This is a genomic window from Limnohabitans simekii (SeqCode) (assembly GCF_965234735.1).
GTDB classification, from domain to species: Bacteria; Pseudomonadota; Gammaproteobacteria; order Burkholderiales; family Burkholderiaceae_C; genus Limnohabitans; species Limnohabitans simekii.
On the sequence record NZ_OZ248540.1, the window covers coordinates 649,019 to 672,918 of the forward strand.

Below are 23,900 nucleotides of genomic sequence, written 5' to 3' on the forward strand. Positions count from 1 at the left end.
CATGCATTACCCCTTAGGCACAGTCAAACGCAACATCCAACGCGCTGATCGCGGCGCGGTGGAGCAACTCGGTTTGTATGGTGTGGCCACGGTGCACGAAGCCATGGGCCGCTTGGGGCTGATGCACACCATCATGCGTCCCATTTACAAAGGTGCCCATGTCTCGGGCACGGCGGTCACGGTGCTGCTGCACCCGGGTGACAACTGGATGATGCATGTGGTGGCCGAGCAAATTCAACCCGGCGACATTGTGGTGGCGGCCATCACCGCCCCGTGCACCGATGGCTATTTCGGCGACCTGCTGGCCACTTCGTTTCAAGCGCGTGGTGCACGCGCACTCATCATCGACGCGGGTGTGCGCGATGTGATCGAGTTGGAAGCCATGGGCTTTCCAGTCTGGAGCCGCGCCATCAGCGCCAAAGGCACGATCAAAGCCACGGTGGGTTCGGTCAATGTGCCCATCGTGTGTGCGGGTGCAGCGGTGAACCCTGGTGATGCCATCGTGGCCGATGACGATGGTGTCGTGGTGGTGCCTGCCAGCATTGCCCAACAAGTGGCCGATGCCGCCGCTGCGCGTGAAGCCTTGGAAGGCGAGAAGCGCACCAAACTGGCCTCGGGCATCTTGGGTTTGGACATGTACAACATGCGCGAGTCCTTGGCCAAGGCTGGCTTGAAATACATCGATTGACGCCATGAAACCCACCTCTGGCGCTTTTGAAAAAACACCCGGCTGGCTCGATTGGTTCGACGGTCCAGCCAAGCCGCGCTTTGTCTTGCCCGCTGGTGCGGTGGATGCGCACTGCCATGTGTTTGGACCGGGCGCACAGTTTCCGTATGCACCCGAGCGCAAATACACACCGTGTGATGCGTCCAAAGACCAGTTGTTTGCACTGCGCGACCACTTGGGCTTTGAAAAAAACGTGATCGTGCAAGCCACTTGCCACGGCGCTGACAACAGCGCCTTGCTCGATGCCTTGACGCATTCCAAGGGCCAAGCGCGTGGCGTGGTCACGGTCAAGCGCGATGTCACCGACCAAACCTTGCAAGCCATGCACGATGCGGGTGTGCGTGGTGTGCGGTTTAATTTTGTGAAGCGCTTGGTGGACTTCACCCCCAAAGACGAGTTGATGGAAATTGCCCAGCGCATCAAGCACTGGGGTTGGCATGTGGTGATTTATTTTGAAGCGGTGGACCTGCCCGAGCTGTGGGATTTCTTCACCGCGCTGCCCACCACCGTGGTGGTGGACCACATGGGCCGACCGAATGTGCAGCATCCTGTGGATGGCCCCGAGTTCAGCTTGTTCATGACATTCATGCAGCAGCACGACAACGTTTGGAGCAAGGTGTCTTGCCCTGAGCGGCTCAGTGTGTCAGGCCCCAAGGCTTTGAATGGCGAACAACAGGCCTACCAAGACGTGGTGTCATTTGCGCGGCGTGTGGTGGAGACCTTCCCCGATCGCGTGCTGTGGGGCACCGATTGGCCGCACCCGAATTTGAAAGACCACATGCCCGACGACGGCCTGTTGGTGGACTTCATTCCGCAAATTGCTGTCAGCCCCGAGTTGCAAAACAAACTCTTGGTGGACAACCCCACGCGTTTGTACTGGCCCGAAAGCACCGCTTGAATGCAAGCGGTTTCAAACCCATCCAAAACGCACAACCACCTGGAGTGATGAACACATGGCTTTAGACAAACCCTATTTGGATGTGCCCGGCACCACCATTTTTGACGCTGAGCAGTCGCGCAAAGGCTATGGGCTCAACCAGTTTTGCATGTCGCTCATGAAGGCCGAGAACCGCACACGCTTCAAAGCCAACGAACGCGCTTACCTGGACGAGTGGGCCATGACCGAAGAACAAAAACAAGCGGTATTGGCCCGCGATTTGAATTGGTGCATCCGCACCGGCGGCAATATTTATTTCTTGGCCAAGATCGGAGCCACCGACGGCAAAAGCTTTCAGCAAATGGCGGGCAGCATGACCGGCATGACCGAAGACGAGTACCGCGCCATGATGGTGGCGGGTGGACGTTCGGTGCAAGGCAACCGCTACATCGGTGAAGACGGCGATGCCCAAGCCCATCGACAACCCCAAGGCCAAGCAGTAAAGGCTTGAACATGGCACGCATCAGCGCATCCGTTTACACCTCGCACGTGCCCGCCATTGGCGCGACCATCGACATGGGTAAAACAGCCGAGCCCTATTGGCAACCGCTGTTCAAAGGCTACGAATTCTCTAAGCAATGGATGAAGGACCACACTCCGGATGTGATTTTCTTGGTATACAACGACCACGCCACGGCCTTCAGCTTGGACATGATTCCCACATTCGCCATTGGCACAGCGGCACAGTACACGCCTGCCGACGAGGGCTGGGGCCCACGCCCCGTGCCCGTGGTGCAAGGCCACCCCGCCTTGGCCGCGCACATTGCGCAGTCCGTCATCCAGCAAGACTTTGACCTGACCATCGTCAACAAAATGGACGTGGACCATGGCCTCACCGTGCCGCTGTCGTTGATGTGCGGTCAACCGCAAGCCTGGCCGTGTCCCGTCATTCCATTTGCCGTGAACGTGGTGCAGTACCCCGTGCCCTCTGGACAGCGCTGCTTCAACCTCGGCAAAGCCATCGCCAATGCGGTGAAAAGTTTTGATGAAGATTTGAACGTTCAGATTTGGGGCACCGGCGGCATGAGCCACCAATTGCAAGGCCCACGTGCGGGGCTGATCAACAAAGACTTTGACAACGCGTTTCTTGACAAGCTGATTGCCGATCCGGCGGCGGCGGCGGCCATCCCCCACATCGACTTCGTGCGCGAAGCGGGCAGCGAAGGCATTGAATTGGTGATGTGGCTGATTGCGCGTGGCGCGATGAGCGACGTCAACGAAGGCAAAGCCGCGCCGAAAGTGGCGCACCGTTTCTACCATGTGCCCGCCAGCAACACGGCGGTGGGTCATTTGATTTTGGAGAACTCATGAACAAGACCATCAAAGTCGCCCTGGCAGGCGCAGGCGCATTTGGCATCAAGCATCTGGACGGCATCAAACTCATCGACGGTGTCGAGGTGGTGTCGCTGATTGGCCGCGAGCTGCCCAAGACCCAAGAAGTGGCTGACAAATACGGTATTGCCCACGTCACCACAAACCTGCACGAGAGTTTGGCGCTGAAAGATGTGGATGCGGTGATTTTGTGCACACCCACGCAAATGCATGCCTCGCAGTCCATCGCTTGCTTGAAAGCAGGCAAGCATGTGCAAGTAGAAATTCCTTTATGCGATGTTTACAAAGACGGTGCAGAAGTGGTGGCCTTGCAAAAGCAAACCGGTTTGGTGGCCATGTGCGGCCACACGCGCCGCTTCAACCCCAGCCACCAGTTTGTGCGCCAGCAAATTCAGGCAGGCCAGTTCAATATCCACCAAATGGATGTGCAAACTTATTTCTTTCGCCGCACCAACATGAATGCCCTGGGACAAGCACGCAGCTGGACCGACCACTTGCTGTGGCACCACGCCGCGCACACCGTTGATTTGTTCGCCTACCAAGCCGGTAGCCCTGTCGTCAAAGCCAATGCGGTGCAAGGGCCTGTTCATCCCACCCTCGGGATTGCCATGGACATGAGCATTCAATTGCAAGCGGCCAACGGCGCCATTTGCACCTTGTCACTCAGCTTCAACAACGATGGCCCTTTGGGCACTTACTTCCGCTACATCGGCGACACCGCCACCTACATTGCGCGTTACGACGACTTGTTCAATGGCAAGGAAGAAAAAATCGATGTGTCCAAAGTGGCAGTGTCGATGAATGGCATTGAGTTGCAAGACCGCGAGTTTTTTGCAGCCATCCGTGAAGGCCGAGAGCCCAACGGCAGCGTGGCGCAAGTGTTGCCCTGCTACCAGGTGTTGCACGACCTGGAGCAGCAACTGGCCTGAGGCTCAGAGGCTTACCAAGTGCTTGGGCGTGGCGCCAGGCACGGCGTTCAAGGGAATGCGCTTGTCGAGGGTGATGAGCCGACCTTTGTTTTTCACGGCCAAGGCCAGCAGGTAAGCATCGGTCAGTTGATTGGGACTGAGCAGTTTGTCGGCGTCAATATGGGTGGCATCTAACAGGCTCAGGTCGTCTGGCCAAAAAGCATGTTGCGCATGTTGCGTTTCACGGCGCAACATTTCAAACAAGTTTTTCAAGGGTTGTGCGTTGAGATAACTGCTTTGGCTCATGATGCGCAGCATGCCGTTTTGGGTCAGGGGGCAACTCGCCCAGCCGAGGTGCATGTGCTGCGCCATCCATTGGTTGGCAAGCGCGTGGTGCACATGCGCTTGGTCATTCAGAGCGATCAAGACGTTGACATCCAACAAGGCACGCATCAGATGCCTTCTTCTTCGCGGATGCGGTTCACCAACTCGTTGGTGATGATCACGCCGCGATGTGGCAAGGGCATGAAGCCATATTTCGCCAAGGGCCCTTCGGCGGGTGGCGGGGGTTCTTGCACCCTCAATGTCGTTGGCGACGCATGAAACGAGCGTCGCGCCCATTCGCTGACCACCGTGCCCACGGTTTTCTTTTCGCGCTTGGCGATTTCCTTGGCTGCAAACAGCACATCGTCGTCAATGTCCAGGGTGGTTCTCATGGGCCGTCCTATTGATGCGTGATGATTTTGCATCAAACATCAACTTTTTTCAAGCCTCAATCCATCATCCCCTCACTCGGTGAACAAATCCACCATCAGTTGACGCAACCACATGTTGGCCGGTTCACGGTTGTACTTGGCATGCCAAAACAAATTGATGGCGATGTCGGGCAGCTTGAAGGGCAGGGGGGATGTTTCCAGCTGAAACGGTGCTGCGCATTTTTGTGCGAAGCGTTCGGGCACGGTGGCAATCAAGTCCGAGCTTTGCAAGATGTGTCCCACGGCCACAAAGTGCGGCACATGCAGTTGGATGTGGCGTTGAATGCCTTTGCGTTCCATCCAGTCGTCCACCTCGCCATGACCGGTGTTGGCCGAGGTCACGCCCACATGCGAGAGGCTTTTGAACTGCGCCAAGGTGATCGGATTGTGGGCACGCGGGTGGCCTTGCCGGAACAAACACACATAGCGTTGCTTGAACAAACGGCGCTGAAAAAATCCGGTGGTGAGGCTGGGCAACAAACCCACGGCAATGTCCACATTGCCCGAGGCCATGTCTTCGCTCAGGTGCCCGCTGTTGTGCCGCAAGGTGCTGATCTTGATGCGGGGTGCCACGCGCGACAAGGTGTTCATCAGGGTGGGCATGAAGTAAATCTCGCCAATGTCGGTGAGGCCCAAGGTGAAGGTGCGTTCGCTGGTGGCCGGGTCGAAGCTGTCGCGCTGGTTCAAGGCGTTTTGCAGTGTGCCCAAGGCATAGCTCATCGGCTCCACCAGGTTCAAGGCATAAGGCGTTGGTTCCATGCCGCGTGCCGTGCGCACAAACAACTCGTCTTTCAACAGGGTGCGCAAGCGCTTCAAGGCATTGCTGACCGCGGGCTGGGACAGGCCGAGCTTGTCGGCGGTGGTGGACACGCGCCGGTCCATCAGCAATTGATTGAAAACCACCAGCAGGTTCAGGTCGATGTCACGCAGGTTCATGGCTCAGCCTTTATTCATGAAACAAATATAACTTATGCAGTTTGACGGGTTTACTTATAACGCTGGACTGCCCACAATCGCTGCATTCCAACTGAAACGCCAAACTTTCATGACACAGACCAGCGTATTTCCAGCCGACCCGAAGTGGGAAGGCGAGGGCACCAGTCGCATTCCGTTTTGGGCCTACACCCGCGAAGACTTGTACAAAAAAGAGCTCGATCGTTTCTTCTACAACGGCCACTGGTGTTACGTGGGCTTGGAAGCTGAAATCCCCAACGCAGGCGACTTTCGCCGCACCGTGGTGGGCGAGCGTTCGGTCATCATGGTGCGCGACCCCGATGGCAGCATCAATGTGATTGAAAACGTGTGCGCTCACCGTGGCATGCGTTTTTGCCGCGAGCGTCATGGCCAGGCCAAAGATTTTTTGTGTCCCTATCACCAGTGGAATTACAGCGTCAAAGGCGATTTGCAAGGCGTGCCGTTTCGCCGTGGTGTCAAGCAAGACGGCAAAATCAATGGCGGCATGCCCAAAGAGTTCAAGCTGGAAGAGCACGGCCTGACCAAGCTGAAAGTGGCTACACGCGGGGGCGTGGTGTTCGCGTCCTTCGACAACGACATTGAACCCTTGGAAGCCTTCTTAGGTCCCACCATCCTGAGCTACTTTGACCGCACCTTCAATGGCCGCAAGCTGAAAATTTTGGGCTACCGCCGCCAACGCATTCCAGGCAACTGGAAGTTGATGCAAGAGAACATCAAAGACCCCTACCACCCCGGCTTGTTGCACACCTGGTTTTCCACCTTTGGTCTTTGGCGTGCGGACAACAAATCTGAGTTGAAGATGGACGATCAATACCGCCATGCCGCCATGATTTCCACGCGTGGTGAAGGCGGCAAGAATGCAGATGTGGTGAGCGGCGTGGACAGCTTCAAGGACACGATGACCTTGAACGACATGCGCTTGCTCGACATCGTTCCCGAGGCTTGGTGGAACGGCCCGACCGCTGTCATGACCACCATCTTCCCCAGCCTCATCATTCAACAGCAAGTCAACAGCGTGTCGACACGCCACATCCAGCCCAACGGCCATGGTTCGTTTGACTTTGTCTGGACCCACTTTGGCTTTGAAGACGACACCCCTGAAATGGAACAACGCCGTTTGATTCAAGCCAATTTGTTTGGTCCCGCCGGTTTTGTGTCTGCCGATGACGGTGAAGTGATCGAGTGGTCGCAAGAAGGCTTCGAGCAAAAACCAGCGCACCGCACCGTGGTGGAAATGGGTGGCTTTGAGGTGGAGGACACCGACCACATGGTGACCGAAACCTTGATCCGCGGCATGTACAAGTACTGGCGCAAAGTGATGGGGGAGTGAACATGATTGATTTCAAAACCTACTTTGAACTCTTGAACCTCTACAGCGATTACGCCATGGTGTGTGATTCGGCCGAATGGGAAAAGTGGCCCGAGTTCTTCATGGAAGACGGCACCTACCGTTTGCAACCGCGTGAAAACTTCGAGCAAGGTTTGCCCCTGTGTTTGTTGGCCTTGGAAAGCAAGGCCATGATCAAAGACCGGGTCTATGGCGTGAAAGAAACCCTCTACCACGACCCCTACTACCAACGCCACATCGTGGGCACGCCGCGCTTGCTGTCCATCTCCACCAATGGCGAGCGCATCCATGCCGAGGCCAACTACACCGTGATTCGCACCAAGTTCGATGGCGACTCGACCATCTTGAGCGTGGGTTATTACAGTGACGACATCGTGCGCACGCCAGACGGTTTGAAATTTCAATCGCGTTTGTGTGTGTACGACAGCGAAATGATCGCCAACTCCATCATCTACCCCATCTGAGGAAACACCATGTCTGACAACTGGATTGATGTCGTGGCCGTCGAGTCCGTGCCCGAAGCCGATGTGACTGCTGTGTATGCCGATGGCAAAGAAATCGCGCTCTACGAGATGGAAGGTGAGATCTTCGCCACCGACAACTTGTGCACCCATGGTACAGGCCGCATGAGTGATGGTTTTTTTGATGGACGCGAAATTGAGTGTCCCTTGCACCAAGGTCGTTTTGATGTGTGCACCGGCCAAGCCATGTGCGCACCCCTGACAGACAACATTCGGGTGTATCCGGTGCGCATCGAGAACAAGCGCGTTTTCGTCAACATGGCTTGAACGCCCAACCGCCTTGAAGGACAACACCATGACCAATGAATTGGGCCGCTTGGAAGACCTGCCAGCAGACTATGTGCAAGATTTGCGCGACCTGAACTTGGTGCCGCTGTGGCCGAGTTTGCGCGGCGTGCTGCCACCCAAGATTCCCACACGCCAAACCCAGCCCACTCATTGGCCTTACAAAAGTTTGAAGACCTTGTTGTTGAAAGCGGGTGAGCTGACACCGATTGAAAAAGCCGAGCGCCGTGTTTTGGTGTTGGCCAACCCCGGCCATGGATTAGAAAAAATGCAAGCGTCTGCGGCCATGTACTTGGGCATGCAGTTGCTCATGCCCGGTGAATGGGCACCCAGTCATCGCCACACCCCGAATGCGGTGCGCATGATTGTGGAAGGCGAGGGCGCGTACACCACGGTGGATGGCGAGAAATGCCCTATGAGCCGTGGCGACTTGATTCTCACGCCCACCGGTTTGTGGCACGAGCATGGCCACGATGGCACCGACCCGGTGATTTGGCTCGATGTGCTCGACTTGCCTTTGGTCTATTACATGGAAGCCTCCTACCATGTGAATGGCGACCGGCAAGAAGTGCATGTGGGCCGTGGCGACAAGCAATACGCGCACGGTGGACTGGTGCCTACGCACGTGTTTGAGCGCAGCCACAAGGCTTACCCCATGCTGCGCTATCCGTGGACCGAGGCCAAGGCGGCCTTGCAAACACTGGCCACTGACAACCCCGGCTGGGAACAAGTGCAAGTGACCTACACCAACCCCGAAACCGGCAGCGACGCTGAAAACATTTTGGGCTTTTACGCCCTCATGTTGCGCCCCGGCCAAAGCCTGCGCTTGCCCGCACGTTCACCAGCACAGGTGTTTCACGTCATTGAAGGCGAGGTGCAAGCTGACATCATGGGCAGCCAATTTCATTTGGTGGAGGCCGACACCTGTTGTGCGCCTGGCTACGAAGCCGTGAGCTTGAAAAACCTGAAAGCAGACCAAGCCAGCTTCGTCTTCATTGCTGATGAATCTCCGTTGCACCGCAAACTCGGTGTCTATGAAAACCGTGGTTGATCGTGACTGATCAACCACATATCTTGAAAGCCCCCATGACTGCTTATGTGTTCAACCCACCTGCTGTGCAATCTTTGGCCATTCGCGGCCACGCCGAGCGCTTCCCCATCCACCGTTTGTTTTTTGTGGGCCGCAACTACCATGCGCACGCCATTGAAATGGGCAAGCCGGTGGATAAAGCCGTCGAGCGCCCGTTCTACTTCACCAAAGCGCCGCAAACCTTGCTAGCGAGTGGCTCCACCATGCCTTACCCGCCTGAGACCAACAACTTCCACTATGAAATGGAAATGGTGGTGGCGATTGGCAAAGCCGGTTTTCGCGTCAGCCACGACCAAGCGCATGAACTGATTTACGGCTACGCCGCAGGTTTGGACATGACCCGCCGCGACTTGCAATTGGTGGCGCGTGACAAAGGCCGTCCTTGGGATTTGGGCAAAGACATTGAACACGGTTCTGTGTGCACCGAGATCGTGCCCATGCCCGGTCACATCATTGACAGCGGCGCGATTGCGCTCGAAGTGAATGGTCAAACCAAGCAGTCATCCAATGTGGACAAGCTGATTTGGAACCTGCGTGAAATCATCGCCGACCTGTCTTTGTTCTACCACCTGCAACCCGGCGACCTGATTTACACCGGCACACCCGAAGGTGTGGGCGCGGTGGTGTCGGGCGACAAGATCACCGGACGCGTGGAAGGTGTGGCCGAGTTGTCATTGCATATCGGCCCAGCGGCTTGAAACCACTCAGGGGGGTGGTCGGCTGATGCGGATCATCATCAGCCCAGCTGCCACCAGCAGGCCCATGCCTGTCCAGGCCAAGGCATTGGGCACATCGCCCCAGACCACAAAGCCCATCACCACGGCGGTCAGCAAGCCCATGTAGCGAAACGGCGCAATCACCGTCATGTCCGCTATCCGCGTGGCTTTGATCAGCAAGAAATAACCTGCACTCAAGAACACCGAGGCCCCGGCCATCTGTGCCCATTGCATAGGGGTGACGCTGTGCCAAGGGTGAAACAAGGCCCAGATACCGGCCATCACTGTGGCAGTCAGCGCTGTACTCAAAGTGATCAAGGGGGAGGGCACATGGTCTGGGATGAAATGCACACTCAGGTCGCGCAAGGCGTGGCACAGCGTGCCTGCCAAGGCCACCCAAGCCCAATGGTTGAAGCCATCGGCTTGCGGTTGCACCACGCACAACACGCCTACAAAGCCCAAGCCAATGATGAGCCAATGCCGCCAACTGATGTGGTGTTGCAGCAGCAGCGCTGACAGCAAGGCAATCAGCAAGGGGGTGGACATGTTGATGGCCGTGGCATTGGCCAAGGGCATGTTGAACAAGGCGCTCAGGTACACCAAGCTGGCCAAGCCATCCAAGAACGAACGGATGAACACCCACTTGTGGCCGATGTGGCCCAGGGTTTCTCGCCAAGGCGGCAGTTGGCGCAAGAACACTGACAACACGAACAAGCCCAAGGTGGCCAACAGGCCGCGCAAAAAAATAAGTTGGGGAGCGGGCAAAGATTCGCTGACGTGCTTGACCAGCGAGTCGTTCATCAAGAAACAAACCATGCCCACCGACATGGCAACGATGCCACGTCGGTTGTTCAAAGCGATCACAGGGTGTCGATGAAACTGCGCAGTTTGTCGGAGCGGCTGGGGTGCTTGAGTTTGCGCAAGGCTTTGGCTTCGATTTGACGGATGCGTTCGCGTGTCACGTCAAATTGTTTGCCTACCTCTTCCAAGGTGTGGTCGTTGTCCATCTCGATGCCAAAACGCATGCGCAGCACTTTGGCTTCACGGGGTGTCAGGCCATCCAAGATTTCTTTCACCACATCGCGCAAACCGGCTTGCATGGCGGCTTCGATCGGGGCCGTGTTGGCACCGTCTTCGATGAAGTCACCCAAGTGGGAGTCGTCATCGTCACCAATCGGCGTTTCCATGGAGATCGGCTCTTTGGCGATCTTCATGATCTTGCGGATCTTGTCTTCGGGCATCTCCATTTTTTCAGCCAAGACTGAGGCATCGGGCTCGAAACCAAACTCTTGCAAGTGTTGGCGGCTGATGCGGTTCATCTTGTTGATGGTCTCGATCATGTGCACCGGAATGCGGATGGTGCGGGCTTGATCGGCGATGGAGCGGGTGATGGCCTGGCGAATCCACCAGGTGGCGTAAGTGGAGAACTTGTAGCCACGGCGGTATTCGAATTTGTCCACGGCCTTCATCAAACCGATGTTGCCTTCTTGGATCAAGTCGAGGAATTGCAAACCACGGTTGGTGTATTTTTTGGCGATGGAAATGACCAAGCGCAAGTTGGCTTCGATCATTTCTTTTTTGGCATAACGTGATGCACGTTCGCCTTCGTTCATGCGCTTGTTGATGTCTTTCAACTCGGCAAGCGGCACCACCACACGGGTTTGGATGTCCAACAGTTTCTTTTGCAACTCTTGAATGGCGGGAATGTTGCGGGTCATGGTGACCGACCAAGCTTTGCCTGACGCAGATTGCTTTTCCACCCATTTCAGGTTGAGCAAGTTGGCGGGGAACTCTTTGATGAACATCTCTTGCGGCATGCCGCAACGGTCGACGATGATGCGGCGCAGTTCGCGCTCTTTCTTGCGCACATCATCCACCTGGGTGCGTACCAAGTCGCACAGCTTTTCGATGGTGCGGGCAGTGAAGCGGATGGTCATCATCTCTTCGCTGATGGCCTTTTGGGTCTTCAAGTAGGCCGGTGTGCCATAGCCTTCTTTGTCGAAAGTTTTGTGCAGCTTTTCAAACAAAGTTTGCATGCGGTCAAGGCGGGTCAGCGCTTCGGCCTTCAACTCTTCCAGTTTTTTCGTCAAGGCTTTGGAGCCGCCTTTGCCGTCGTCGTCGTCACTGTCGTCGAATTCATCGAAGTCTTCTTCGGCCACATAGTCATCGGCTTCGTTGGCGTTGCTGAAGCCGTCGACAACGGTAGAGATAACCACCTTGCCTTCACGAATGTCACCGGCCATGCGCAAAATTTCTGCGATGGTGGCGGGCGACGCACTGATGGCCTCCATCATGGCCATCAGACCGCCTTCAATGCGTTTGGCGATTTCAATTTCGCCTTCGCGAGTCAGCAGTTCGACTGTGCCCATTTCACGCATGTACATGCGCACCGGATCGGTGGTGCGGCCAAACTCGCTGTCCACAGTGGACAAAGCGGCTTCGGCTTCTTCTTCGGCCTCTTCTTCACTGGCCACGGTAGGGCCAGTGTTGGTGATGAGCAAGGTTTCGGCGTCGGGGGTTTGTTCGTAAACCTGCACGCCCATGTCGTTCAACATGGTGTTGACGACTTCCAAGGTTTCAGCGTCCACCAATTTGTCGGGCAAGTGGTCGGAGATTTCGCCGTGGGTCAGGTAGCCGCGTGTTTTGCCCAACTTGATCAGGGTCTTCAAACGCGAACGGCGCTTGGCCAAATCTTCTTCGGACAACACGGCTTCGTCCAAACCAAACTCTTTCATCAAGGCGCGTTCTTTGGCCTTGCTGATCTTCATGCGCAGTGGCTTGACCTTTTCGGTGCTGACCGCGGTTTCATCCGCGAACTCGGCTTCGAGGTCGACGATGTCGTCGTCTTCCGGCAAGGCTTTTTTACCGGCTTTGCCTTTGGCAGCGGCTTTGGTGGTTTTCTTAGGCGGCGCGGCTTTTTCCGCGCTGGGTTTGGCAGGTGCTTTGGCAGGTGTTTTGGCGGCTGGCTTGGCAGCGGCTTTCACGGGGGCTTTGACGGCTGCTTTAACTGGCGCTTTGGGGGCTGGTTTGGCAGCAGGCTTGGCGGCTGCTTTGATGGGAGCTTTGGCAGCAGGCTTGGCAGCTGGTTTGGCCACAGGCTTGGCGGCTGCTTTGCTGGCAGGTTTGGCTGCAGCTTTGACAGGTGTTTTGGCGGCGGGTTTTTTGGCAGGCATGTCAATCCTCAAGCAAGAAAAATAAAAACACGCATCAGAAGACGCGATGTTTGGTCGTCAAAGAGGGTTACGCAAGCTGTAGGGCGAACATTTGGTGTGCAGTCCTTGCGATGTTTGGCGGGTCGTGCGCTGGTTGTCACGGTTGGCCGGTTACGGAGGTGCTGCTGTCGCGCTTGTGAAGGGAAACGGATTATACCAGAGGGGCTGTTTTCAAGACCGCCAATCGTGCATTCAACTGCTTGATCTGTGCATAGGCCGCTGGATCGCTGCCCATGCGTTGGGTTAAATCGTCTATTTGGGCGGCCAGTTGCAGCTTTTCTAGACCATTCAAAATGCTTTCTAACTCGCCTGCATCATTCTCCATGTCGGGCGGCGCATCATCAATCAAACGCATCAAGGTGGTTTCGTGCGCATGCCCTCGCAAGCCTTCGCGCAAAGCTGCCAGGGGCTGCACACCGTGTTCATGCCATTGCTGGTCCAGCCAAGTCAGCAACACACCGTGTGGTGCGGGCAGGTCCATCAACATCTTGTGTTGATGCTGTGACAAGCCACCCCATTGGCCCATGTCGGCAAACAAAATTTGCAATGCGCGGTCTTGCCGACTGGGTGCCTTGCGGCGCATAGGCAGGCCACGCGGTGCGGGGGTGCTGCGAGCAAACGGTTGTTTCAAGGTGTTCGCTTCTGCGGTGCTGCGCGGTGTGCGGGCCGCCGATTTATTGGCCGCACCCATCCACAGGTTTTGCAATTCCCGGTTGCCAATGCCCACCAAATCGGCAAAGTCAGCCAGTAGCTGGGTTTTCAACACACCGTCGGGCATGGACAACCACAGTGGTTTGGCTTGCGAGGCCAACAGAGCGCGGCCTTCGGCGGTGTCGATGTCGCAACCCTCGCGAGCCACCTCCACCACAAAACGACTCAGGGGTGTGGCATCACTTACCAAGCGCGCAAAGGCCTCGGCGCCGTGTTCGCGCACAAAGCTGTCGGGGTCGTGTTCGGCGGGCAAAAACAAAAACTTCACATTGCGCACATCGCTGGCAAAGGGCAGGGCGCCGTCCAAGGCTTTGCGTGCCGCACGACGGCCCGCTGCGTCGCCATCAAAGCTGAAAACCACGGCGTCGGTGAAGCGAAACAGTTTTTGCACATGGTCGGTGGTACAGGCCGTGCCCAAGGTGGCCACGGCATTGGGAAAGCCGAGTTGCGCCAAGGCCACCACATCCATGTAGCCCTCGGTCACCAGCACATAGCCTGCTTCACGCAGCGCCGTGCGGGCTTCATACAGGCCATACAACTCGCGGCCTTTGCTGAACACTGGTGTTTCGGGGGAGTTCAAATACTTGGGGCTGCCGTCGCCCATGACGCGGCCCCCAAAGCCAATGCATTCCCCTTTGACATTGCGGATGGGAAACATGACGCGGTCGCGAAAACGGTCGTAGCGTTTTTCTTCGCCGCCGTCTTCCGCGTTGGCGATGACCAAACCCGACTCGACCAACAAGGGGTCTTGGTAGTCTGCAAACACGCTGGCCAAACTGCGCCAACCTTCTGGGGCATAACCCAGGCCAAATTGTTTGGCGACTTCACCACTCAGGCCTCGGCCTTTGAGGTAGGCCACGGCTTGCGGTGCGGTTTTCAAATGTTTGCGGTAGGCCTCAGCGGCTTTTTCCAACACCTCGGACAAGGTGGCTTGGCGTTGCCGTTGTTGTTGGGCGCGTTGTCGGTCAGCGGGGTCGGTCTCGTCCTCGGGCACTTGCAGGCCATAGGTTTGCGCCAAGTCTTTCACGGCTTCGACAAAATTCATGCCGCTGTGATCCATCAGGAAACCAATGGCATTGCCGTTCTTGCCGCAACCAAAGCAGTGGAAAAACTGCTTGCTGGGACTGACTGTGAAAGACGGCGATTTTTCGCCGTGAAAGGGGCACAGCCCCATGTAATTCGCGCCGCCTTTTTTCAGCTGAACATACCGGCCGACAACCTCGACAACATCTGTGCGGGCCAGCAGTTCTTGAATAAAGGCTTGCGGAATCGCCATGCCGAATCAGTCGCCGCTGACCTGACCTTCACGGCGTGGGTCGGCACCGCCGACCCATTGGGTTCCTTGGCGTTGCAAGGCTCCCAAACCACTGGGCATGTCCACTTCCAACAGCACGTGGTTTTTATCTTGCAAGCCCTTGAGGATGTCGGCACTGAAGCCGCCTTGCTCGAGCAACAAAGGACCATTGGCACCTGTCACGCCAGAGTGCGGCATGTTGACCGCTTGCTGCGCGTTTTGGTTCCAGTGCAGCATGCCCCACAGGCTTTGCGCGGTGTAGTGAATGATCATGGGGCCACCAGGGCTGCCCAAGCTGGCCATCACCTGACCACGTTCACCGTTGGCAGATTGTTCAAACACCATCAAAGGGTTCATGGACGAGCGCGGGCGCTTGTTGGCTTGTACGCGGTTGGCCACCAATTGACCGGTCTCGTCGGTGGGCGAGAAGCTGAAGTCTGTCAGTTGGTTGTTCAGCAAAAAACCGCCACGTTGACCCATGTTCACCATGACACGTGAGCCAAAAGCGCTCTCGATGCTGGTGGTCATAGAGACCGTGTTACCCAAGCCATCCACAATGCTGATGTGGCTGGTACCGTACTCGGTTTGATCGGCCATGGGCGCAAGAGCCATGGGTGCACCACCCGGTTGACCGGCGGTGGCGTTGCCCATGCGCTGGTTTTGCACCAAGCTGGCACGCTGCTGCAAATAAGCGGGGGCCAGCATCTTGTTCCAATCGCCACCGGGCGCTTTGGTGAAGTCGGGATCGGCCACATACAAGGCGCGATCGGCGAAGGCCAAACGAGCCGCTTCGTTGTAGTGGTGCAGCCAGTTCAAGCTGGGAACCACGGTGTTGCGGTCAGCCCAAGAAGATGGCGCTTCTTTAGACGCGGGGGTGTTGGACAAGATGCCCAAAATTTGCCCGGTGGCGATCAAGCCAGAGCTGGGCGCACCCGCGCCGCAAATTTGCACGGGTCCAGTGCTGGCAGCATGCGAAAAACACAGGGCTTCACGCTGGATGGGTCGGTAATTGGTCATGTCCCGCATGGTCATCACGCCAGGGTTGTAGGAGTGTTGCTGGACTTTGTTGATGATGGTTTGTGCCAATGGACCTTGGTGGAATGCATCGGCGCCGTCTTTGGCAATGAGTTTGAGCACTTGCGCCAATCCGGGATTCTTCAGCACATGGCCAACCGGCAGGGGCTGTCCATTGGGTCTGTAGAAAAAAGCCGATGCGTTCAAGTCTTTGCGCAAGGGACGATCTGCCAGCAGCATGGCATGCAAACGCGGGCTGATTTTGAAACCGTTTTCTGACAGTTTGATAGCAGGTTGAAACAGCTGCGCCCATGGCAGTTTGCCGTGTTGGCGGTGCGCTTGTTCCAACATGCGCAAGGTGCCGGGCACGCCCACGGCACGACCACCGACCATGGCTTCTTCGAAGGCCATGAGTTCGCCATGGTTGTAGACAAACAGTTCTTCGTGGCTGAGGTGCGGGGCAGCTTCGCGGCCATCGAACATCTGTAGTTTTTGACCATCATGGTGCAGCATGAAGGCGCCGCCGCCGATGCCGCTGGATTGCGGCTCTACCAAGTTCAACACCATTTGAACGGCAATCGCCGCATCAACTGCTGAGCCACCGGCTTTCAAGATCGCATGACCGGCTTCGCTGGCCAAGGGATTGGCCGAGGACACGCCCCGGGTTTTCAGGGTTTTGGCGGCTTTGGCTTTGTAGCCGGAGCCAGCCTCTGGTGTGTCTGCGCGCTTTTTGGTGTCGGCCAACACGGCGGTGCTGGTGATCATCAAGCTGCCCAGCACCAAGGCGGAGCTGCCGATGCGCATGGACTTGGCCATGGCGTTCAAAAGAGGAATGTTTGTCATGAGAGCCTTATTGAATTATTTGGGTGGTAAACGGATGGCACCGTCAAGGCGAATCACTTCGCCGTTGAGCATGTCGTTGTCGAGGATGTGCATCACCAATTTGGCGTAATCGAGGGGCGTGCCCAAGCGTGAAGGGAAGGGGACACCAGCGGCCAAAGCGTCTTGCACGTCTTTGGGCATGGAGAACATCATGGGGGTGCCAAAAATGCCGGGGGCGATGGTCATGTTGCGGATGCCCAATTTGGACAAGTCACGCGCGATGGGCAAGGTCATGCCAACGATGCCGCCTTTGGAGGCCGAGTAAGCGGCCTGGCCAATTTGACCGTCGTAGGCCGCCACCGATGCCGTGGAAATGAGCACACCGCGTTCGCCGGTGGCTTCGGGGTCATTGGTGCTCATGGCCTGGGCGCTCAAACGGATCATGTTGAAGCTGCCGACCAAGTTGATGTTGATGGTGCGTTGAAAGCCAGCCAACAAATGCGGGCCGGTTTTGCCCACGGTGCGCTCGGCGGTGGCGATGCCTGCGCAATTGACCAAGCCGGACAATTTGCCCAAAGACTGGGCTTTGGCCACCACTGCAGCGGCGTGTTCTTCGTTCGAGACATCGCAGTGCATGAACGCACCGCCGATGTCAGCCGCAATGGCCTGGCCTTTGTCGTCTTGCATGTCGGCGATGACGACCTTGCCACCGTGCTGCGCGAGCATGCGGGCGGTGCCTTCGCCCAAGCCGGACGCGCCGCCGGTGACGATGAATACATTGTTTTTGATTTGCATGAGTGCCTTTCAGGTAAGAGTGGGCTTCAAATGACCAAGCCCAACCAAACAATTATGGCAGTGACAGACTGCGACAATCTGATCATGATTCATTCCCAAGCACTCCAAACCCATGCGGCCAGATTCGGGCTGGCTGCGCTGTTGCTACTTTTGGCTGCGTGTGCCACGCCACCCGCACCCGTCAAACCGCCCGAGCCTGTCACCCAAGCGCCAGTGCCGAAAAAAATTCCCAAAGTGGGCTTGGCATTGGGTGGCGGCGCAGCGCGTGGCTTTGCGCACATCGGTGTGTTGCAAGTGCTGGAAGAAGAGGGCATCAAACCGAGTTTGGTGGTGGGCACGTCGGCGGGCAGCTTGGTGGCGGCCTTTTACGCCAGCGGCAAAACCGGTGCTCAACTGTCTTGGCTGGCCGATTCGATGGACGAATCACAACTCACCGACTGGACGCTGCCTTTCACCAACCGTGGCGTGTTGCGCGGCGAAGCGCTGGGCAAGTATGTGAACAGCCAACTCAATGGCCTGAAGATTGAAGACATGAAAGTCCCGCTGGGCATTGTGGCCACCGACTTGCAAACCGGCGACGGTATTTTGTTCAGGCGCGGCGATGTGGCGACAGCCGTGCGGGCTTCGAGTGCCGTGCCCTCGGTGTTCGAGCCGGTGCGCATTGGCGGCAAAGACTATGTGGACGGCGGGTTGGTGTCACCGGTGCCGGTGCGCTACGCCAAACAAATGGGCGCCGAGTACATCATCGCGGTGGACATTTCCAGCCGCCCGGAAGACGCCAAAACCAGCGACATCTTCAAGGTGCTGATGCAAACCTTCAGCATCATGGGCAAAAGCATCAGCCAGCTCGAGCTGACCCAAGCCGATGTGGTGGTGCGCCCGGTCCTGCCCAATGTCGGCAGCGCCGAGTTTTCGGCCCGCAAGAAAAGCATCGAGGCCGGACGCGCCGCCATGAAACTGGCCTTGCCGCAAGTGAAGGCGGCGTTGGCGCCCTGAAACCCTGCAACAAGCCGCCTTGCTTTTCAGTGGTGCTCGAATAGCCCATGTTGAGCCGCCTGGGCGTGTGAAGCGCCCATGAAAAAACCCGCCGAAGCGGGTTTTTCTTTGTTCAGCCCAAGGGCTTGAATCAACGCTTGCGAGCAGCAGGCTTGGTGGCCGTGGCTGTCACGTTGCTGGCCATGGCGTGCATGTTGGCTTCAGCGGCTTCAGTGGCTTGTTTCACAGCCTTTTGTACGCTCTCCATGGCCGTGTGGCTGGCGGCAACGGCGCTTTTGATCATGGCCACGGCGGTTTCGGAACCGGCGGGCGCATTCTTGGCGGCGGAGTCCACCATGCCAGCAACCGCTTTTTGAGCTTCAGCAGCTTTGGCTTCAACGGCTTTACTGAATTCGCCACCCGTGGTGGAAGCGATTTCATACACATGGCGGTTGAAAGCGGCGGCTTTTTCTGCCATGGGTTGCAGGTAACCGGCTTGCAGAGCCATCAGCTCTTGCACGTCTTTGACGTTGAAGAAAGCTTGGGTTTGGTGCAGGTTGTCTTGCAGGGCGGCTTTGGCGGCAGCCATGTTCAGTTCAACCAACTTTTCCATGCCTGCAAAGGCTTTTTCGGTCATGCCGAACAGGCTCTCAACGTTGGCTTTTTGGGCGGCGATCATTTGTTCTGGAGTCATCATGGTCAGGGTTCCTATAGGTTTAAGTTTGTTTCACTCTGGAACTGCGCTGAAATCATGTTGCGGCGCAGCATGGGTTGAAGTATAGGGTTTATCCTAGGGGTGGCAAGCGTTTTTGTTGCGGTGCAGCATGTTTAGAGTCGGCTGCCTAATTTCCGGGAAATTGGGGTCAGATTCCAATTAATTCAAAAATTGGAATCTGACCCCAATTAGCGGAGCCACAAGGCCAAGCCCGACAATCTGGGGGTGCACATCTACTACGCCGCCACCCACATCCAGAAACTGCCGAACGGTCACCGCTTCCCGATGGGCAAGTACGAGCTGCTGCGCGAACGCTTGGCGACGGAATTACCAAATCTGACTCTGAACTTGGCAGAACCAGCCACGGACGGCGAGCTGGCCTTGGCCCACAGCCCCACCTATATAGACGCCGTCACTCAGGGCAGGCTCAGCCCGGCGCAGCAGCGCGAAATCGGCTTCCCCTGGTCCGAGGGCATGGTCGAGCGGGCGCGGCGCTCCGTGGGCGCGACCATCAGCGCGGCCCGCACCGCCTTGGCGCAAGGCGTGGCGGCGAATTTGGCGGGCGGCACACACCACGCCTACGCCGACAAGGGCGGCGGTTTTTGCGTTTTCAACGATGTGGCGGTGGCAGCGCGGCTGATGCAAGCCGAGTGGGCCAGACAACATCCGCGCCCGCTGCAAGTGGCGGTGATTGACCTGGATGTGCACCAAGGCAACGGCACGGCAGACATCTTCGCCAAAGACGACAGCGTTTTCACTTTCTCGATGCATGGCGAAAAAAACTTTCCCTTTCGCAAAGCCGCCAGCGACCTGGACGTGGAACTGCCCGACGGTTGCACCGATACGCCGTATTTGGACGCATTGCACCAAGCCTTGCAAACACTGGAGAGCCGTTTCGCGCCCGATCTGGTGTTCTACCTCGCAGGTGCCGACCCGCACGAAAACGACCGACTCGGCCGCTTGAAGCTGAGCTTTGCTGGTTTGCAAGCGCGGGATCAAACCGTGTTGCGCTGGGCGCGTGACAAACGCTTGCCACTGGCGATGGCGATGGCCGGTGGTTATGGCCGCGACCTGGCCGACACGGTGCAGGTGCAAATCACCTCCTTCGCGCTGGCGCAAGCGTCTTGGCAAGACTGGCAAAATGACCCGCCATGACTTCCGCTTCCCCCCGCGCCCAAGCGCTGCCGCGTTCCCACTTCCGCGTCTTTCGCCCGATCACCACCCGCTGGGCGGACAACGACGCCTATGGCCATGTGAACAATGTCGTTTACTACCAGTGGTTTGACACCGCGGTGAACGCACATCTGATTGAGCAAGGCGTGTTGGACATCCACCAAGGCGAGACGATTGGCTTGGTGGTGGAAACCCGCTGCCACTATTTCTCATCGCTGGCGTTTCCGCAAAACGTGGACGCTGGTCTGCGCGTGGCGCACATGGGCAACAGCAGCGTGCGCTACGAAGTGGGTTTGTTTGCGCAAGGCGCGGACCTGAGCGCCGCGCACGGCCACTTTGTGCATGTGTACGTGAACCGCGACAGCCGCCGCCCAGTCAATGCCTTACCCAACCCTTTGAAAATAGTTTTAGAAAGTTTGACATGAGCACCTCGGTGACGATTCAACAAGCCATGGACAGCCGCATGTCGGCGCGAGCCTTCACGCAGCAGGCCGTGACCCAAGAGGTGATCACCGACATCTTGCACATGGCGTCACGTGCACCATCGGGCACCAACACGCAACCGTGGAAGGTGTATGTGTTGCAAGGCGAGAGCCGCAACAGCTTGGTGACCAAAGTGTGTGCCGCGCACGATGAGATTCGCGCTCACCCTGAAAAAGCCGCCGACTACCGCGAGGCCTACGACTACTACCCGGAAAAATGGGTCAGCCCCTACATCGACCGCCGCCGTGAAAACGGTTGGAGCTTGTATGGTTTGCTGGGCATTGGCAAGGCCGACAAAGACAAGATGCATTTGCAACACCAACGCAATTACAAATTCTTCGATGCGCCCGTGGGCCTGATGTTCACCCTGGACAAAGTGATGGGCCGTGGCTCCTTGGTGGACTACGGCATGTTTTTGCAAAGCGTCATGTTGGCCGCACGTGCCCATGGTTTGCACACCTGTCCGCAAGCAGCGTGGAATGGCTTTGCCACCATCATCCTGCCGCACATCGGTGCGGGCCCAGATGAAATGTTGGTGTGCGGCATGGCGCTGGGCTACGCGGATGACAAAGACATCGTCAACACCTTTCGCACACCGCGCGAAACTGTGGCGTCCTTCACCCACTGGCTGGGCTGAACATGATCATCACCAGCTTGCTCGACACCGACCTGTACAAATTCACCATGATGCAGGCGGTGTTGCACCAGTTTCCGGGTGCGCAAGTGGCCTACAAGTTCAAGTGCCGAAACCCGGGTGTGCAGCTCGCACCCTATGTGGATGAAATCAGGGCGGAAATCAAAGCGTTGTGCCAACTGCAATTCAGCGAAGAAGAGTTGGCCTACATGCGAGGCATGCGCTTCATCAAAAGTGACTTCGTCGACTTTTTAGGCCTGTTCAAGCTGAACGAAAAATACATCACCATCAAGCCTTTGCCCAGTGGTGAGATTGACATTCACATCAAGGGGCCGTGGCTGCACACCATCCTGTTTGAAATTCCGGTGCTGGCTATCGTCAACGAGGTTTTCTTTCGCAACACCCAGCCCGCACCCGATTTCAAAGAAGGGCGGCGCCGCTTGGCTACCAAAATCGTGCAGCTCAATGACGCCGGTTTGAAAGATTTGAAGATTGCCGACTACGGCACCCGCCGTCGTTTTTCCAAAGCCTGGCACCACGAGGTGTTGACCACCTTGCTGCAGGGCTTGGGCACCCTGCCGCAAGGGCGTTTCACCGGCACCAGCAACGTGTTGTTTGCCAGCAGTTTGGGTGTCACGCCCTTGGGCACCATGGCGCACGAGTACTTGCAAGCCTGCCAAGCCCTGGGGCCGCGTTTGCGCGACAGCCAGGTGTATGGCTTTGAAACCTGGGCGCGTGAATACCGTGGCGACTTGGGCATCGCTTTGAGTGATGTGTATGGCATCGAGCCGTTTTTGCGCGACTTCGACATGTATTTTTGCAAGCTGTTTGATGGCGCCCGCCACGACAGCGGTGACCCATTCACCTGGGGCGAGCGCATGATTGAGCATTACAAAAACAACCGCGTGGACCCGCTCACCAAAACCCTGATTTTCAGCGACGGCCTGACCGTACCCAGCACCATCGAGCTTTACCAACGCTTTACCGGGCGCTGCCAACTCGCGTTTGGCATTGGCACCAACCTGACCAACGACCTGGGCTACGAGCCGCTGCAAATCGTCATCAAGATGGTTGAATGCAATGGTCAACCGGTGGCCAAACTCTCGGACACGCCCTCGAAAAACATGTGTGAAGACATCAATTACCTTGCTTACCTCAGGCAAGTGTTTGAAATTGCCCAACCCTGAAGGAATTGAAATGGAAATGGTGTATGTGCTGGTTTTTGTCATGGCCTATATGGCCATTTCCCTCGAACATCAGTTGAATATCAACAAATCTGCGCCAGCCTTGTTGGGCGCAGGTGTGCTGTGGACGCTTTATGCATTTCAACTGGGTGACAGTCGGTTGCTGGTTGAACACCTGAATGAATCGCTCATCACCACGGCACAAATTGTGTTTTTCTTGATGGGGGCCATGACGATTGTGGAAGTGGTCGACGCCCACCATGGGTTTGACGTCATCACCCGTCGCATTCGCACACAAAAACTGTCAACGCTGATGTGGTTGGTGGGCGTTGTGACTTTTTTCTTGAGTGCGATTTTGGACAATCTGACCACCGCCATCGTGATGGTCTCACTGATGAAAAAGCTTTTGCGCGATCGTGAAGACCGCTTGTTTTTTGCCGGCATGATCGTCATTGCGGCCAATGCGGGCGGCGCGTGGTCACCGCTGGGAGACGTCACCACCACCATGCTTTGGATTGGCGGTCAAATCACGGCTCTTGAGATCATGAAAACCCTGATCATCCCGTCGCTGTTGGCAGCGCTGATTCCATTGGCGATCACCGCATGGATGTTGCGTGGACGCGCTGTTCAAGCCCCAGACGCCGACCCCAATGACACCCTTGAAAACCCAAGCGATGGTTCATTCATGTTTTGGTTGGGCTTGGGTATTTTGATTGCCGTGCCCGTGTTCAAAACCCTCACTGGCTTGCCCCCGTTCATGGGAATGCTGTTGGGCTTGGGATTGTTGTGGTTGATCAGCGATGTGATGCATCACAGCAAAGCCGATGAAGACCAGGCACATTTGACCTTGGTGAACTCTTTATCGCGAATTGACATGAGCTCTCTCACGTTTTTCATGGGTATTTTGTTGGCCGTGGCAGTACTTGAGCATGCACATTTGTTGGGTAATTTGGCGCATTGGTTGAAAGACACGGTTGGTCGCATGGACGTCATTGTGTTGATGATTGGTTTGGCCAGTGCGGTGGTGGACAACGTGCCCTTGGTCGCTGCCAGCATGGCCATGTACAACCTGACTGATCATCCACCTGACAGTTTCTTGTGGGAGTTCATTGCCTTTTGCGCTGGCACAGGTGGCTCGGTATTGATCATTGGCTCGGCGGCGGGCGTGGCTGCCATGGGCTTGGAAAAAATCAATTTCTTTTGGTATGTGAAGCGCATCAGCGGACTGGCCTTGGCTGGGTATTTTGCTGGCGCCTTGGCTTACATCATCCAATTCAATTTGACACATTGATCA

Annotated in this window: 25 protein-coding genes; 16 read left to right on the forward strand and 9 right to left on the reverse strand. The window is 56.7% G+C overall.

Annotated features, from left to right (window positions below; translation table 11 throughout):
* Position 1 precedes the first annotated feature (1 nt).
* From ligK to AC8GFP_RS03330, 5 genes are read left to right on the forward strand one after another with little or no spacing between them, the layout of a single operon-like run.
* Positions 2 to 688 (forward strand): 4-carboxy-4-hydroxy-2-oxoadipate aldolase/oxaloacetate decarboxylase, encoded by a 687-nt coding sequence (gene ligK, locus AC8GFP_RS03310; protein ID WP_506610191.1) that lies wholly within the window; start codon positions 2 to 4, stop codon positions 686 to 688.
* 4 nt (positions 689 to 692) lie between these two features.
* Positions 693 to 1,625 (forward strand): amidohydrolase family protein, encoded by a 933-nt coding sequence (locus tag AC8GFP_RS03315; protein ID WP_506610193.1) that lies wholly within the window; start codon positions 693 to 695, stop codon positions 1,623 to 1,625.
* 55 nt (positions 1,626 to 1,680) lie between these two features.
* Positions 1,681 to 2,115 (forward strand): protocatechuate 4,5-dioxygenase subunit alpha, encoded by a 435-nt coding sequence (gene ligA, locus AC8GFP_RS03320; protein ID WP_506610195.1) that lies wholly within the window; start codon positions 1,681 to 1,683, stop codon positions 2,113 to 2,115.
* Between the two features lie 2 nt (positions 2,116 to 2,117).
* Entirely contained in the window at positions 2,118 to 2,975 is an 858-nt protein-coding gene (locus AC8GFP_RS03325; RefSeq protein WP_506610197.1) for a class III extradiol dioxygenase subunit beta, read from the forward strand.
* Positions 2,972 to 3,925, forward strand: coding sequence for a Gfo/Idh/MocA family oxidoreductase (locus AC8GFP_RS03330; protein WP_506610199.1), 954 nt, complete (start codon positions 2,972 to 2,974; stop codon positions 3,923 to 3,925). The genes AC8GFP_RS03325 and AC8GFP_RS03330 overlap by 4 nt, the downstream gene beginning before the upstream one ends.
* Positions 3,926 to 3,928: 3 nt before the next feature.
* Here the strand turns inward: AC8GFP_RS03330 and AC8GFP_RS03335 are convergent, their stop codons facing one another.
* The 3 genes from AC8GFP_RS03335 to AC8GFP_RS03345 form a co-directional block, all read right to left on the reverse strand.
* Positions 3,929 to 4,357: a TA system VapC family ribonuclease toxin gene (locus tag AC8GFP_RS03335; RefSeq protein ID WP_506610201.1), complete on the reverse strand. Its 429-nt coding sequence runs from the start codon at positions 4,355 to 4,357 to the stop codon at positions 3,929 to 3,931.
* The gene (locus AC8GFP_RS03340; RefSeq protein WP_506610202.1) at positions 4,357 to 4,620 is read right to left on the reverse strand and encodes a hypothetical protein; all 264 of its coding nucleotides are present in this window, start codon (positions 4,618 to 4,620) and stop codon (positions 4,357 to 4,359) included. The genes AC8GFP_RS03335 and AC8GFP_RS03340 overlap by 1 nt, the downstream gene beginning before the upstream one ends.
* Before the next feature lie 72 nt (positions 4,621 to 4,692).
* Entirely contained in the window at positions 4,693 to 5,595 is a 903-nt protein-coding gene (locus AC8GFP_RS03345) for a LysR family transcriptional regulator (protein ID WP_506610204.1), read from the reverse strand.
* Positions 5,596 to 5,704: 109 nt separating this feature from the next.
* Here AC8GFP_RS03345 and AC8GFP_RS03350 point away from each other — a divergent pair, with 109 nt between their 5' ends.
* From AC8GFP_RS03350 to AC8GFP_RS03370, 5 genes are read left to right on the forward strand one after another with little or no spacing between them, the layout of a single operon-like run.
* Positions 5,705 to 6,964 carry an aromatic ring-hydroxylating dioxygenase subunit alpha gene (locus AC8GFP_RS03350; RefSeq protein WP_506610206.1) on the forward strand — a complete coding sequence of 420 codons (1,260 nt, stop codon included), beginning with the start codon at positions 5,705 to 5,707 and terminating at the stop codon, positions 6,962 to 6,964.
* A gap of 2 nt (positions 6,965 to 6,966) precedes the next feature.
* On the forward strand, positions 6,967 to 7,446 hold the full coding sequence (locus AC8GFP_RS03355; protein WP_506610208.1) for an aromatic-ring-hydroxylating dioxygenase subunit beta: 480 nt from the start codon (positions 6,967 to 6,969) through the stop codon (positions 7,444 to 7,446).
* Between the two features lie 9 nt (positions 7,447 to 7,455).
* Complete coding sequence (locus AC8GFP_RS03360) at positions 7,456 to 7,770, forward strand: non-heme iron oxygenase ferredoxin subunit (protein ID WP_506610210.1); 315 nt, start codon at positions 7,456 to 7,458, stop codon at positions 7,768 to 7,770.
* Positions 7,771 to 7,798: 28 nt separating this feature from the next.
* Positions 7,799 to 8,839 (forward strand): cupin domain-containing protein, encoded by a 1,041-nt coding sequence (locus AC8GFP_RS03365; RefSeq protein WP_506610212.1) that lies wholly within the window; start codon positions 7,799 to 7,801, stop codon positions 8,837 to 8,839.
* A 35-nt stretch (positions 8,840 to 8,874) separates the two neighbouring features.
* On the forward strand, positions 8,875 to 9,576 hold the full coding sequence (locus tag AC8GFP_RS03370; RefSeq protein WP_506610214.1) for a fumarylacetoacetate hydrolase family protein: 702 nt from the start codon (positions 8,875 to 8,877) through the stop codon (positions 9,574 to 9,576).
* A 6-nt stretch (positions 9,577 to 9,582) separates the two neighbouring features.
* On the opposite strand, the gene AC8GFP_RS03375 is transcribed toward AC8GFP_RS03370, so the two are convergent.
* From AC8GFP_RS03375 to AC8GFP_RS03395, 5 genes are all read right to left on the reverse strand, one after another.
* Positions 9,583 to 10,449, reverse strand: coding sequence for a DMT family transporter (locus AC8GFP_RS03375; RefSeq protein ID WP_506610215.1), 867 nt, complete (start codon positions 10,447 to 10,449; stop codon positions 9,583 to 9,585).
* Positions 10,450 to 10,454: 5 nt separating this feature from the next.
* Positions 10,455 to 12,767: an RNA polymerase sigma factor RpoD gene (rpoD, locus tag AC8GFP_RS03380; protein ID WP_506610217.1), complete on the reverse strand. Its 2,313-nt coding sequence runs from the start codon at positions 12,765 to 12,767 to the stop codon at positions 10,455 to 10,457.
* Between the two features lie 190 nt (positions 12,768 to 12,957).
* Positions 12,958 to 14,793, reverse strand: a complete 1,836-nt coding sequence (gene dnaG, locus AC8GFP_RS03385) for a DNA primase (protein ID WP_506610219.1) — start codon at positions 14,791 to 14,793, stop codon at positions 12,958 to 12,960.
* A gap of 6 nt (positions 14,794 to 14,799) precedes the next feature.
* Positions 14,800 to 16,668, reverse strand: coding sequence for a gamma-glutamyltransferase family protein (locus tag AC8GFP_RS03390; protein ID WP_506610221.1), 1,869 nt, complete (start codon positions 16,666 to 16,668; stop codon positions 14,800 to 14,802).
* Between the two features lie 15 nt (positions 16,669 to 16,683).
* The gene (locus AC8GFP_RS03395) at positions 16,684 to 17,442 is read right to left on the reverse strand and encodes a 3-hydroxyacyl-CoA dehydrogenase (RefSeq protein ID WP_506610223.1); all 759 of its coding nucleotides are present in this window, start codon (positions 17,440 to 17,442) and stop codon (positions 16,684 to 16,686) included.
* Positions 17,443 to 17,526: 84 nt separating this feature from the next.
* Between AC8GFP_RS03395 and AC8GFP_RS03400 the strand changes: the two genes are divergently transcribed.
* Positions 17,527 to 18,438, forward strand: coding sequence for a patatin-like phospholipase family protein (locus tag AC8GFP_RS03400; RefSeq protein ID WP_506610224.1), 912 nt, complete (start codon positions 17,527 to 17,529; stop codon positions 18,436 to 18,438).
* A 130-nt stretch (positions 18,439 to 18,568) separates the two neighbouring features.
* On the opposite strand, the gene AC8GFP_RS03405 is transcribed toward AC8GFP_RS03400, so the two are convergent.
* Positions 18,569 to 19,114: a phasin family protein gene (locus tag AC8GFP_RS03405; protein WP_506610226.1), complete on the reverse strand. Its 546-nt coding sequence runs from the start codon at positions 19,112 to 19,114 to the stop codon at positions 18,569 to 18,571.
* 243 nt (positions 19,115 to 19,357) lie between these two features.
* On the opposite strand from AC8GFP_RS03405, the gene AC8GFP_RS03410 reads away from it, so the two are divergent.
* The 5 genes from AC8GFP_RS03410 to nhaD are packed head-to-tail and all read left to right on the forward strand — an operon-like array spanning position 19,358 to position 23,897.
* Positions 19,358 to 20,287, forward strand: a complete 930-nt coding sequence (locus tag AC8GFP_RS03410; RefSeq protein WP_506610228.1) for a histone deacetylase family protein — start codon at positions 19,358 to 19,360, stop codon at positions 20,285 to 20,287.
* Positions 20,284 to 20,730 carry an acyl-CoA thioesterase gene (locus tag AC8GFP_RS03415; RefSeq protein ID WP_506610230.1) on the forward strand — a complete coding sequence of 149 codons (447 nt, stop codon included), beginning with the start codon at positions 20,284 to 20,286 and terminating at the stop codon, positions 20,728 to 20,730. The genes AC8GFP_RS03410 and AC8GFP_RS03415 overlap by 4 nt, the downstream gene beginning before the upstream one ends.
* A complete protein-coding gene (locus AC8GFP_RS03420; protein WP_506610232.1) occupies positions 20,727 to 21,425 on the forward strand; it encodes a nitroreductase in 699 nt (232 codons plus the stop codon). Before AC8GFP_RS03415 ends, AC8GFP_RS03420 begins: the two co-directional genes overlap by 4 nt.
* Positions 21,426 to 21,427: 2 nt before the next feature.
* On the forward strand, positions 21,428 to 22,609 hold the full coding sequence (pncB, locus tag AC8GFP_RS03425) for a nicotinate phosphoribosyltransferase (protein ID WP_506610234.1): 1,182 nt from the start codon (positions 21,428 to 21,430) through the stop codon (positions 22,607 to 22,609).
* A complete protein-coding gene (gene nhaD / locus AC8GFP_RS03430; protein ID WP_506610236.1) occupies positions 22,590 to 23,897 on the forward strand; it encodes a sodium:proton antiporter NhaD in 1,308 nt (435 codons plus the stop codon). The genes pncB and nhaD overlap by 20 nt, the downstream gene beginning before the upstream one ends.
* Positions 23,898 to 23,900 lie beyond the last annotated feature (3 nt).

Coding starts and splice junctions, on each gene's coding strand:
- ligK (WP_506610191.1), top strand. CDS start 2: ATGCATTACCCCTTAGGCACAGTCAAACGCAACATCCAACGCGCTGAT.
- AC8GFP_RS03315 (WP_506610193.1), top strand. CDS start 693: ATGAAACCCACCTCTGGCGCTTTTGAAAAAACACCCGGCTGGCTCGAT.
- ligA (WP_506610195.1), top strand. CDS start 1,681: ATGGCTTTAGACAAACCCTATTTGGATGTGCCCGGCACCACCATTTTT.
- AC8GFP_RS03325 (WP_506610197.1), top strand. CDS start 2,118: ATGGCACGCATCAGCGCATCCGTTTACACCTCGCACGTGCCCGCCATT.
- AC8GFP_RS03330 (WP_506610199.1), top strand. CDS start 2,972: ATGAACAAGACCATCAAAGTCGCCCTGGCAGGCGCAGGCGCATTTGGC.
- AC8GFP_RS03335 (WP_506610201.1), bottom strand. CDS start 4,357: ATGCGTGCCTTGTTGGATGTCAACGTCTTGATCGCTCTGAATGACCAA.
- AC8GFP_RS03340 (WP_506610202.1), bottom strand. CDS start 4,620: ATGAGAACCACCCTGGACATTGACGACGATGTGCTGTTTGCAGCCAAG.
- AC8GFP_RS03345 (WP_506610204.1), bottom strand. CDS start 5,595: ATGAACCTGCGTGACATCGACCTGAACCTGCTGGTGGTTTTCAATCAA.
- AC8GFP_RS03350 (WP_506610206.1), top strand. CDS start 5,705: ATGACACAGACCAGCGTATTTCCAGCCGACCCGAAGTGGGAAGGCGAG.
- AC8GFP_RS03355 (WP_506610208.1), top strand. CDS start 6,967: ATGATTGATTTCAAAACCTACTTTGAACTCTTGAACCTCTACAGCGAT.
- AC8GFP_RS03360 (WP_506610210.1), top strand. CDS start 7,456: ATGTCTGACAACTGGATTGATGTCGTGGCCGTCGAGTCCGTGCCCGAA.
- AC8GFP_RS03365 (WP_506610212.1), top strand. CDS start 7,799: ATGACCAATGAATTGGGCCGCTTGGAAGACCTGCCAGCAGACTATGTG.
- AC8GFP_RS03370 (WP_506610214.1), top strand. CDS start 8,875: ATGACTGCTTATGTGTTCAACCCACCTGCTGTGCAATCTTTGGCCATT.
- rpoD (WP_506610217.1), bottom strand. CDS start 12,767: ATGCCTGCCAAAAAACCCGCCGCCAAAACACCTGTCAAAGCTGCAGCC.
- dnaG (WP_506610219.1), bottom strand. CDS start 14,793: ATGGCGATTCCGCAAGCCTTTATTCAAGAACTGCTGGCCCGCACAGAT.
- AC8GFP_RS03390 (WP_506610221.1), bottom strand. CDS start 16,668: ATGACAAACATTCCTCTTTTGAACGCCATGGCCAAGTCCATGCGCATC.
- AC8GFP_RS03395 (WP_506610223.1), bottom strand. CDS start 17,442: ATGCAAATCAAAAACAATGTATTCATCGTCACCGGCGGCGCGTCCGGC.
- AC8GFP_RS03400 (WP_506610224.1), top strand. CDS start 17,527: ATGATTCATTCCCAAGCACTCCAAACCCATGCGGCCAGATTCGGGCTG.
- AC8GFP_RS03405 (WP_506610226.1), bottom strand. CDS start 19,114: ATGATGACTCCAGAACAAATGATCGCCGCCCAAAAAGCCAACGTTGAG.
- AC8GFP_RS03415 (WP_506610230.1), top strand. CDS start 20,284: ATGACTTCCGCTTCCCCCCGCGCCCAAGCGCTGCCGCGTTCCCACTTC.
- AC8GFP_RS03420 (WP_506610232.1), top strand. CDS start 20,727: ATGAGCACCTCGGTGACGATTCAACAAGCCATGGACAGCCGCATGTCG.
- pncB (WP_506610234.1), top strand. CDS start 21,428: ATGATCATCACCAGCTTGCTCGACACCGACCTGTACAAATTCACCATG.